The following is a 10,817-nucleotide window of genomic DNA, read 5'->3' on the forward strand; positions in this document are numbered from 1 at the left end:
CTGGCCTCCGCAGAACTCATGCTGGACATCGAATGTGTCGAGCGAGCAGGGCGATAGATCAGCGGCACCTCGGGTGCATCGGCAATCCATCCAAGATCACCGACACAAGGATGGTGCACCAGTGAGCACCAACGAGGGTTCGCTGTGGGGCGGCCGCTTCGCCGACGGACCGGCCGACGCCCTTGCCGCGCTCAGCAAGTCGACCCACTTCGACTGGGTGCTGGCCCCGTACGACGTCGCGGCGTCGAAAGCGCACGCGCGGGTGCTGTTCGGTGCCGGTCTGCTGACGGAGGAACAACGTGACGGGCTGCTCGCCGGTCTGGACAGCCTCGGCGCTGACGTCGCCGACGGCAGCTTCGGACCGCTGGTCACCGACGAAGACGTGCACGGTGCGCTGGAGCGCGGCCTGATCGACCGGGTCGGCCCCGACCTCGGCGGTCGTCTGCGGGCGGGGCGTTCGCGCAACGACCAGGTGGCCACTCTGTTCCGGATGTGGCTGCGCGACGCGATCCGGCGGGTCGCCGACGGTGTGCTCGACGTGGTGTCCGCACTGCAGACCCAGGCGGCCGCGCACCCCACCGCGATCATGCCGGGCAAAACCCATCTGCAGTCGGCGCAGCCCGTGCTGCTGGCCCACCATCTGCTCGCCCACGCGCACCCGCTGCTGCGCGACGTCGACCGGCTCGCTGACTTCGACAAGCGGGCCGCGGTGTCGCCCTACGGCTCCGGTGCGCTGGCCGGCTCATCGCTGGGCCTTGATCCCGACGCGATCGCCGACGAACTCGGTTTCGGTTCCGCAGCGGACAATTCGATCGACGCCACCGCGTCCCGGGATTTCGCGGCCGAGGCGGCGTTCGTGTTCTCCATGATCGCCGTCGATCTGTCGCGCCTCGCCGAGGACATCATCCTCTGGAGCACAACGGAATTCGGCTACGTCACGCTGCACGACGCGTGGTCGACGGGCAGCTCCATCATGCCGCAGAAGAAGAACCCCGACATCGCCGAACTGGCCCGCGGCAAGTCCGGCCGGTTGATCGGTAACCTCACCGGGCTGCTGGCCACCCTGAAGGCACAACCGCTGGCGTACAACCGCGACCTGCAGGAGGACAAGGAACCGGTCTTCGACTCGGTGGCGCAGCTGGAGCTGCTGCTGCCCGCGATGGCGGGCCTGGTCGCGACCCTGCGCTTCGACGTCGACCGGATGGCCGGGCTTGCCCCGCTGGGCTACACGCTGGCCACCGATGTCGCCGAATGGCTTGTGCGCCGCGGGGTGCCGTTCCGTGTCGCCCACGAAGCCGCCGGCGCGGCGGTACGCGCCGCCGAGGCCCGCGGGATCGGGCTCGAAGAGCTCGCCGACGCCGAGCTCACCGGCATCCATCCGGCCCTGACCCCCGACGTGCGCGACGTCCTCACCACCGAGGGCTCGGTCAACTCACGCGACGCGCGTGGTGGAACCGCGCCGGTCCAGGTGGCCCGGCAGTTGAGGGCAGTGCGCGATGCCGCGGATTCGTTGCGGCTCCGGTTGAGGCGGTAACTGCCGCTACCATCCATCGGCATGGACACCCGGCCCGTGCGCCAGTGGCTGGCCGCGCCGCCTGGCCGATCCGGTGGTCGAGAGCCCGGATCACCGTCGAGAACACATCGATACTGCGAGCATTGCCAGCTGCGGCCAGTAGCGCAGACAGAGCACGACCGGCCGCAGCAGGTAGGTCATCTAGCTCTCTAGCCTCTCTGAGAGCTCCAGCCAACGCGACTCCTGTTCGACCACCTGGCTTTCCAGGTCTCGCAGCTGTTCGGTGAGGTGGCCCAAGCCGACGTGGTCGGACTGGTCATGGTGGGCCATCTCGTCGTGTTTGGCGGTGATCCGGTCGGCCAGCTTGGCCAGCGACCGGTCGATCGAGGCGATCTCCTTCTCGATGGTGCGCAATTGCGCGCCCGACAACTGCTCGGCGGCAGCGGGTTTCGCCCGCGGCTCGGGCGACTCCGGTCGTTCCCCGGCCAGTCGCAGGTATTCCTCGATGCCGCCGGGAAGGTGCCGGAGGCGGCCGTCCAGGATCGCGTACTGCTGATCGGTCATGCGTTCCAGCAGATAACGATCGTGGGAGACGACGATCAGGGTGCCGGGCCAGGAATCGAGCAGATCCTCGGTCGCGGTGAGCATGTCGGTGTCGACATCGTTGGTCGGCTCGTCGAGCACCAGCACATTCGGCTCGGACAACAGCACCAGCATCAACTGCAGCCGTCGCCGCTGGCCGCCGGACAGCTCGCCGACCCTCGCCGACAGATGCGCGCGGGGAAAGCCCAGGCGCTCAAGCAGTTGCGCGGGCGTGACGTCCTTGCCATCGATCTGGTAGCTGGTCTGCAGCCGGCCGAGGACCTCGCGGACCATGTCGCCGGCCACCGCCTCGAGCTCGCGCGACTCCTGGTCCAGCACCGCCAGTTGCACGGTCTTGCCGCGCTTGACCCGACCCGTCGTCGGGGGCACCGTGCCCGCGATGAGGCCCAACAGCGTGGACTTGCCCGCGCCGTTGGCGCCGAGGATGCCGGTGCGTTCACCCGGGGCGATCCGCCATTCGATGTCGTGCAGCACTTCTCGGCCGCCCGGATAGGACACCGAGACGTCGAGCAGATCGATGACGTCCTTGCCGAGACGGGCCATCGCCGCCCGGGACAACTCGACGCTGTTGCGCAGCGGCGGGACATCCGAGATCAGCGCGTTGGCCGCGTCGATGCGGAACTTCGGTTTCGACGTCCGTGCCGGCGGTCCGCGGCGCAGCCACGCGAGTTCCTTGCGCATCAGGTTCTGACGTTTGGCTTCCACTGCCGCGGCCTGCCGATCGCGTTCGACGCGCTGCAGCACGTAGGCCGCGTAGCCGCCCTCGAACGGCTCGACGACGCTGCCGCGCACCCCGCTGTCGCCGGGGTGCACCTCCCACGTCGTGGTGGCCACCTCGTCGAGGAACCAGCGGTCGTGGGTGACCAGCAGCAACCCGCCCGATCCGCGCGCCCACCGTTGCTTGAGATGCTCGGCCAGCCAGGTGATGCCCTGGATGTCCAGATGGTTGGTGGGCTCGTCCAACGCGATGACATCCCATTCGTCGATCAACAGCGCCGCCAGCTGCACGCGGCGGCGCTGGCCGCCCGACAGCGTGCCGACGGGCGCGTCGAACGGGATATCGGCGACCAGTCCGCCGATCACATCACGGATCCGGGCGTCGCCGGCCCACTCGTGTTCGGCCCGACCGCCGACGAGCGACCAGCCCACCGTGTGGTCGGGATCGAGGATGTCGGCCTGGTCGAGCGCACCGACCCGTACCCCGCCGCGGCGCGTCACCCGGCCGGCGTGCGGGGCGATCTGACCGGTCAACAACCCGAGCAGGGTGGACTTGCCGTCGCCGTTACGTCCGACGATGCCGATCCTGTCGCCGTCGCCGACGCCGAGGGTCACCGCGTCGAACACCACCCCGGTGGGGTACTCCAGGTGGAGGTTCTCACCCCCGAGCAGGTGTGCCATCGTCTGCCGACACTAGTGGGCCCACGGTCGTTACCAGAAACCGGCGATCCGCCCTGTGCCATCATGACCACGTCGGAATCAGGCGGCTGGACGGCACAGTGGGGAGTGAGCAGTGGTGGACCTCTCGGCGATCACGAGGCCTGTGGGGCGACTGGTCGCGACTGCACAGAACGGGCTCGAGGTGTTGCGCTACGGCGGGCTGGAGACCGGCGCCGTGCCGTCGCCGTTCCAGATCGTCCAGAGCGTGCCGATGTACCGGCTGCGCCGCTACTTCCCGCCCGATACCCGGCCGGGCGGCAAGCCCGTCGGCGCACCGGTGCTGATGGTGCACCCGATGATGATGTCGGCCGACATGTGGGACGTCACCCGCGACGAGGGCGCCGTCGGCATCCTGCACAAGGCCGGAATCGACCCGTGGGTCATCGACTTCGGTTCCCCCGACAAGATCGAGGGCGGGATGCAGCGCAACCTCGCCGATCACGTGGTCGCGCTCAGCGAGGCCATCGACACGGTCAAAACCGTCACCGGGCGTGACGTCCACCTGGCCGGTTACTCGCAGGGCGGCATGTTCGCCTATCAGACGGCGGCGTATCGCCGGTCCAAGGATCTGGCCAGCATCGTCGCGTTCGGGTCGCCGGTCGACACGCTGGCCGCGCTTCCGATGAACCTGCCGGCGAGCCTGGCCCCGGCGGCCGCCGACTTCATGGCCGACCACGTGTTCAGCCGCATCGACATCCCGGGATGGTTGGCGCGCACCGGATTTCAGATGCTCGATCCGGTCAAGACCGCGCAGTCTCGGTTGGATTTCCTGCGTCAGCTACACGACCGGGAGGCGCTGCTGCCGCGTGAGCAGCAGCGGCGGTTCCTGGCCTCCGAGGGCTGGATCGCGTGGTCGGGGCCCGCGATCTCCGAGCTGCTCAAGCAGTTCATCGCGCACAACCGCATGATGACCGGTGGCTTCTCGATCCACGGTGACCTGGTGACGCTGTCCGACATCAGCTGCCCGGTGCTCGCCGTGATCGGCGAGGTCGACGACATCGGGCAGCCGGCGTCGGTGCGGGGCATCAAGCGGGCCGCGCCGCAGGCCGATGTCTACGAGTTCTCGATCCGCGCAGGCCATTTCGGGCTCGTGGTGGGATCCAAGGCCGCGACACAGACCTGGCCGACGGTGGCCGAGTGGGTGCGCTGGCTCGACAGCGGCGGCAGTATGCCCGACGGGGTCACGCCGATGCCGGTGCAGCCGTCCGAGCCCACCGAGAGCGGGGTGTCGCTGACCTCACGGCTGGCGCACAGTGCCACCGCGGCCACCGAGATGGCCTTCACTCTGGCCAAATCGGCCGCCGACGCGCTCGTCACGGCGAACAAGTCGGCGCGGGCCCTCGCCGTCGAGACCGCGCGCACCCTGCCGCGCCTGGCCCGCCTCGGCCAGGTCAACGACCACACGCGAATCTCGTTGGGCCGCATCATGAGTGAGCAGGCCCGAGACATGCCCAACGGGGAAGCGCTGCTGTTCGACGGGCGCGTGCACACCTATGAGGCCGTCGACCGCCGCATCAACAACGTGGTGCGCGGCCTGATCGAGGTCGGTGTGCGACAGGGCACCCGGGTCGGGGTGTTGATGGAAACCCGGCCCAGCGCTCTGGTCGCGATCGCGGCCCTGTCCCGGCTCGGCGCGGTGGCCGTGCTGATGCCGCCCGACGCCGACCTCGCCGAAGCCGCGCGGCTGGGCGCGGTGACCGAGATCATCGCCGACCCCACCAACCTCGACGTGGCGCGCAAGCTCGACATGCGGGTGCTGGTGCTCGGCGGCGGAGAATCCCGCGACCTCCACTTGCCCGACAACGCCGACGTAATCGACATGGAGAAGATCGACCCGGACCTGGTAGACCTGCCCGGCTGGTACCGGCCCAACCCCGGCCTGGCCCGCGACCTGGCGTTCATCGGGTTCAGCACGATCAGCGGCGACCTGGTCGCCCGCCAGATCACCAACTACCGCTGGGCGCTGTCGGCGTTCGGCACCGCCTCGGCGGCCAACCTCAGCCGCAGCGACACCGTCTACTGCCTGACCCCGCTGCACCACCAATCGGGACTGCTGGTCAGCCTCGGCGGCGCGGTCGTCGGCGGCGCCCGGGTGGCCCTGTCGCGCGAGTTGCGCCCGGACCGTTTCCTGCAGGAGATCCGGCAGTACGGCGTGACGGTGGTGTCCTACACCTGGGCGATGCTGCGCGAGGTCATCGACGACCCGGCGTTCGCGCTGAACGGCGGCCATCCGATCCGGCTGTTCATCGGCTCCGGAATGCCCGCGGGGCTGTGGAAGCGGGTCGTCGAGGTGTTCGAACCGGCCAACGTCGTCGAGTTCTTCGCCACCACCGACGGTCAGGCGGTGCTGGCCAACGTCAAGGGCGCCAAAATCGGCAGCAAGGGCAGGCCGCTGCCGGGCGGAGGCGAGATCGCGCTGGCCGCTTACGACCCCGACGGCGACCTGATCCTCGAGGACGATCAGGGTTTCGTGCGGCGTGCCGAGGCCGGGGAGGTGGGTGTGCTGCTGGCGCACCCGCGCGGACCCGTGGACCCGCTGGCCTCGGTCAAGCGCGGCGTGTTCGCCCCCGCCGACACCTGGGTGTCCACCGAGTACCTGTTCCGCCGCGACGAGGACGGCGACTACTGGTTGGTCGACAACCGCGCGTCGGTGATCCACACGGCGCGGGGGGCGGTGTTCGCCGCGACGGTCAACGATGCGGTCGGCAGACTCGGTGCCGTCGACATGGCGGTCACCTACGGGGTGGAAGCCGACAACGGTGACACGCTGGCCGTCACCGCGCTGGCGCTGTGCCCCGGCGGCAGCATCCCGTCGGCCGACCTGTCCGAGGCGCTCGCCGACCTGCCGGCCGGTGAGGCCCCCGACATCGTGCACGTCGTCTCCGATATGACGTTGACCGCGACGTTCCGTCCGCTGGCAGGGCCGCTGCAGGAGAAGGGCATCCCGAAGCCGTCCCGTAACGCCTGGTACCTGGACCCCGATAGCAATCGGTACAAGCGGTTGACCGCTGCCGTGCGCACCGAGATCGCGGGCGGTCAGCAGTGATGCCCGCCCCGGTGTGCGCTGTTAGGCTCGCCGGGGCGACTACCGAGGTTGCGTGGAGGTTGGGATGACGACGCAGGACAAGAAGACCGGTTGGTCGCTGCACCGCGCGGCGACGGGAGCGCTCCTCGGGGCCGCTCTCGGATTCGGCCTGGTCGTCGGCGTCGCGCCGACGGCGTCCGCACAGCCCACCACTAAAGCCGAGGAGCCGCCCAAGCCGGCCATCTCACCCGACCAGGTCCTGATGATGATCTCGCAGGAGTACCAGAGCGGCCGCGGCGGTGGTCAGGTCTCGAAGCTGATCGAGCAGGTGATGAACCTGCGCGCCCGCGGCATCCGGCCGTCGATCGCCAACACCCAGGCGCTGGCGGCCGGCCTGGATTCGCGTCCCAACCAGGGCCCGCTGATCGAGGCGCTGCAGTCGACGCTGAACTATCAGCGCAAGGTGCTCGCCCAGTCTGCGAACGGGACGCCGTCCGGTCCGACGTCTCCGGGCCCGCAGGTCGGCATGGGCCCGACGGGTCCGGCGTGGGCGCCCAATCAGGGCAACCCGATGATCCAGGACGGCGACACGATCTTCCCGATGCCGGGTCGCTGACCGATGGCGCTGGACGAAACCCTCAAGGCCATCCTGGTCTGCCCGCAGGACCGCGGCCCGTTGGTCGAGGTCGATGACGCGCTGTACAACCCGCGGCTGCGTCGCAAGTACCGCATCGACGACGGCATCCCGGTGCTACTGATCGACGAGGCCGTCGATGTGGACGACCAAGAGCATCAGCGCTTGATGTCGGCTGTCGGGCAGTCCTAGGTAGACGCTTGGTCCGAGATTCACTGCGCGCGATTCCCCCGGGGAAGAAGGACGTCACCGCGCCGACGGTAATCGACGGGCTCAGTTACATCGACGCCAACGATCCCGCGATGCCGATGTACCGGGTGATCGCCAACAACCGTCACCCGGTTGCACTGCGCGACCTGATGATCGCACCGGTGCGGTCCGGCTACATCGGCGACGGACATCAGCCCGATCCCGCGCTGGTGCCGGCCACCGGAGCCGACGCGGTACCGGATGTCGACGTCGACCAGGTGTATCTGCCGGTGCGCGACGGGGTGGCGCGCTGCCAGGTGTATCGGCCCCGGTCCTGCGAGTCCGGCCTGCTGCCGGTGATCGTCTACTACCACGGCGGCGGGTTCACCGTCGGTTCCTCCGAGGACTGCGACTTCCTCGCCCGGAAACTGGCCTTCACCAACGACGCGCTGGTGGTCTCGGCCAACTACCGTTCCGCGCCCGAGTACGCCTTCCCCGTCCCGTTCGACGACGCGTTCGACGTCTACACCTGGATCACCCGGCACGGCTCGGACCTCGGCGCCGACATCACCCGCGTGGCCGTGGCGGGGGATTCGGCGGGATCGAACTTCGCCGGTGCGATCCCGCTGCGGGCCCGCGACGAGGGTGTGCGGGTGCCGGACGCCGTGGTGATGCTCGGCGCATTCGCCGACTTCCAGTTCGAGCGGTGGCCGTCGTTCCTGGAGCTGGCGCCGCGCGGAATCGTCTATGACATGGCCTCGCCGGTTTCATCCGCGGCGCCTATGTGGCGACCGCGCCGTGGAAGCACCCGTGGGTGAGCCCGATCGAGGGCGACCTGACCGACTACCCGCCCGCGGTCGTCGTGGCCGGCACGCACGATCCGATCGTCGATTCCGCCCGCGCGTTCGCCGCGCGCATCCGCGCGGCCGGCGGGGTCGCGCACGAGTACTTTCCCGACGGCATGCCGCACGGTTTCTACTTCTTCCCCGGGGTCCATGCCGAAGAGGACGTCGCTTACCGTGTCGTCGCCGACGCCCTGGCCGACGTGTTTCAGCCCGGACGTGTCGGCTGATCTACTCGCGGTCGATCCGCTCACTGCCGCGCGCCTGCTGTTGGGGGCCCGTCTGGCCGGTCGCCGGGTGGCCGCGACGATTGTCGAGGTCGAGGCCTACGGCGGCCCCGAAGACGGGCCGTGGCCGGATGCCGCAGCACACTCCTATCGCGGGCCGGGCCTGCGCAACGCCGTGATGTTCGGCCCGCCGGGACGGCTCTACACCTACCGCAGCCACGGCATCCACGTCTGCGCGAACGTGGTGTGCGCGAGCGACGGCGTCGCGGCGGCCGTGCTACTGCGTGCGGCGGTGATCGACACCGGTCATGACCGGGCCTGGACCCGTCGCGGTCCGGCGGTGCGCGAAGTCGCGCTGGCGCGGGGTCCGGGCAATCTGTGTTCGGCGCTCGGGATCACGATGGACGACAACGGAATCGACCTGTTCGATTCGTCGGCTCCGGTCCGGTTGGAACTGGGACAGTTACGTGTGGGCGAGACCGGGCCGCGCGTGGGAGTGAGCAAGGCGGCCGACCGCCCGTGGCGGATATGGCTGCCCGGCCATCCCGAGGTGTCGGCCTACCGGCGCAGTCCGCGGGCACCGGTGCCGGGGCGCAGCGACTAGTACGGGAAGATCGATGCGTGAGTGTTAAGGGCACGTCGATCCTCGATGAGTTGGAATGGCGTGGGCTGATCGCACAGTCCACCGACCGCGATGCGCTGGCCGAGGCGCTGGCCGACGGGCCCGTCACGGTGTATTCCGGATTCGATCCGACGGCGCCGAGCCTGCACGCCGGTCATTTGATCCCGCTGTTGACTCTGCGCCGATTCCAGCAGGCCGGCCATCGCCCGATCGTGCTCGCCGGGGGTGCCACCGGGATGATCGGTGATCCGCGCGATGTGGGGGAGCGAACGCTGAACACCGCCGACACCGTCGCCGACTGGGCGGATCGCATCCGCGGTCAGCTTGAGCGGTTTGTGGAGTTCGACGATTCGCGCACCGGTGCGGTCGTCGTCGACAACCTGTCCTGGACCGGTGAGCTGTCGGCGATCGAGTTCCTGCGCGATGTCGGCAAGTACTTCTCGGTCAACGTGATGCTCGACCGCGACACCGTCCGCCGGCGGCTCGAGGGGGAAGGCATCTCCTACACCGAGTTCAGCTACATGCTGTTGCAGGCCAATGACTACGTCGAACTGCACCAGCGGTACGGCTGCACCCTGCAGGTCGGCGGATCTGATCAATGGGGGAACATCATCGCCGGCGTGCGGCTGGTCCGGCAGAAGGCCGGAGCCAGCGTGCACGCCCTGACCACTCCGCTGGTGACCGACTCCGAAGGCAAGAAGTTCGGCAAGTCCACCGGCGGCGGCAGCCTTTGGCTCGATCCGGACATGACCAGCCCGTATGCCTGGTACCAGTACTTCGTCAACACCGCCGACGCCGACGTCGTGCCGTATCTGCGCTGGTTCACGTTCCTCGACGCCGACGAGCTGGCCGAGCTCGAGCAGGCGACGGCCGAACGTCCGCATGAAAGGGCGGCCCAGCGACGGCTGGCCCGAGAGCTCACCAACCTGGTGCACGGCGAGGCGGCGACCGTGGCCGTTGAGCACGCGAGCCAGGCGCTGTTCGGGCGCGCCGAGTTGGCGGAGCTCGACGAACCCACGTTGGCGGCGGCACTGAGAGAGGCCTCGGTGGCCCAGCTTGAGCCGGGCGGTAACGACTCGATCACGGAATTGCTTGTCTCTACCGGACTTTCCGCGAGCAAGGGCGCGGCCCGCCGGACCATCGCCGAAGGCGGGGTGTCGGTCAACAACGTGAAGATCACCACAGACGAGTGGTCGCCCCAGCCCTCGGACTACCTCCACGGCAAGTGGTTGGTGCTCCGCCGCGGCAAGCGCAATGTCGCCGGAATAGAGCGGGTGGGCTGATGTCGTGGACGAATCGCCTGGTCAGCGCGTAATCGGCAATGGGGAACAAATCCGGTGGGCCGGTCGTTGAATGATCGCGAGCCGAAAACCCCTGACGGGGCGTGCACCGGATACCGGTCGAAAAACACGCTCTAGCAGCAGATTTGACTCGGCGTTATCCCTGACGTAACTTATCGGAGTCGCTGCGACACGGGCCCAAAACCCGGAGAGCGCGGCGGCACTCCAGAGGGAAGTCCGCTCCGGCGGATGTCCTCATCTGTCCGCACGAGGATCACGGCTTTCGAGCCGGGGTTGCTGCGCGGCAGGTCTGGGGGCGTGTTGTTTGAGAACTCAATAGTGTGTTTGGTGGTTTTTGTTTGTTGTTTTTTGGCCTGCCTCTTTTTCCCGTTTAGGGGTGGGTTGTTTTTGGATGCCAGTTTTTGGTGTCTTGTTTGATGATCGG

General features: G+C 68.6%; 9 protein-coding genes and 1 pseudogene. 9 read left to right on the forward strand and 1 reads right to left on the reverse strand.

The genetic code is table 11. The features are described from left to right. Positions 1 to 125 (forward strand): annotated as a pseudogene (locus ACXMYJ_RS27845) (hypothetical protein); the annotation flags it as partial. Further along, positions 122 to 1,534 (forward strand): argininosuccinate lyase, encoded by a 1,413-nt coding sequence (gene argH / locus ACXMYJ_RS27850; protein WP_260752418.1) that lies wholly within the window; start codon positions 122 to 124, stop codon positions 1,532 to 1,534. The pseudogene ACXMYJ_RS27845 and the gene argH, both read left to right, overlap by 4 nt. 180 nt (positions 1,535 to 1,714) lie before the next feature. Here the strand turns inward: argH and ACXMYJ_RS27855 are convergent, their stop codons facing one another. Then, on the reverse strand, positions 1,715 to 3,514 hold the full coding sequence (locus tag ACXMYJ_RS27855; RefSeq protein WP_260752419.1) for an ABC-F family ATP-binding cassette domain-containing protein: 1,800 nt from the start codon (positions 3,512 to 3,514) through the stop codon (positions 1,715 to 1,717). A 112-nt stretch (positions 3,515 to 3,626) separates the two neighbouring features. Between ACXMYJ_RS27855 and ACXMYJ_RS27860 the strand changes: the two genes are divergently transcribed. The 7 genes from ACXMYJ_RS27860 to tyrS all read left to right on the forward strand — a co-directional run bounded on the left by ACXMYJ_RS27860 (position 3,627) and on the right by tyrS (position 10,375). Continuing rightward, positions 3,627 to 6,599, forward strand: a complete 2,973-nt coding sequence (locus ACXMYJ_RS27860) for an acyl-CoA synthetase (protein ID WP_460359415.1) — start codon at positions 3,627 to 3,629, stop codon at positions 6,597 to 6,599. A gap of 64 nt (positions 6,600 to 6,663) precedes the next feature. Continuing rightward, complete coding sequence (locus tag ACXMYJ_RS27865) at positions 6,664 to 7,194, forward strand: hypothetical protein (RefSeq protein WP_260752421.1); 531 nt, start codon at positions 6,664 to 6,666, stop codon at positions 7,192 to 7,194. 3 nt (positions 7,195 to 7,197) lie between these two features. Further along, positions 7,198 to 7,404 carry a Trm112 family protein gene (locus ACXMYJ_RS27870; protein WP_460359416.1) on the forward strand — a complete coding sequence of 69 codons (207 nt, stop codon included), beginning with the start codon at positions 7,198 to 7,200 and terminating at the stop codon, positions 7,402 to 7,404. Between the two features lie 8 nt (positions 7,405 to 7,412). Then, the gene (locus ACXMYJ_RS27875; protein WP_460359417.1) at positions 7,413 to 8,219 is read left to right on the forward strand and encodes an alpha/beta hydrolase; all 807 of its coding nucleotides are present in this window, start codon (positions 7,413 to 7,415) and stop codon (positions 8,217 to 8,219) included. Next, positions 8,216 to 8,473 (forward strand): alpha/beta hydrolase fold domain-containing protein, encoded by a 258-nt coding sequence (locus tag ACXMYJ_RS27880; protein WP_460359418.1) that lies wholly within the window; start codon positions 8,216 to 8,218, stop codon positions 8,471 to 8,473. The genes ACXMYJ_RS27875 and ACXMYJ_RS27880 overlap by 4 nt, the downstream gene beginning before the upstream one ends. Next, entirely contained in the window at positions 8,463 to 9,074 is a 612-nt protein-coding gene (locus tag ACXMYJ_RS27885) for a DNA-3-methyladenine glycosylase (protein ID WP_460359419.1), read from the forward strand. The genes ACXMYJ_RS27880 and ACXMYJ_RS27885 overlap by 11 nt, the downstream gene beginning before the upstream one ends. A gap of 17 nt (positions 9,075 to 9,091) precedes the next feature. Beyond that, complete coding sequence (gene tyrS, locus ACXMYJ_RS27890) at positions 9,092 to 10,375, forward strand: tyrosine--tRNA ligase (RefSeq protein WP_460359420.1); 1,284 nt, start codon at positions 9,092 to 9,094, stop codon at positions 10,373 to 10,375. Positions 10,376 to 10,817 lie beyond the last annotated feature (442 nt).

It is taken from the genome of Mycobacterium sp. ZZG (genome assembly GCF_054786995.1).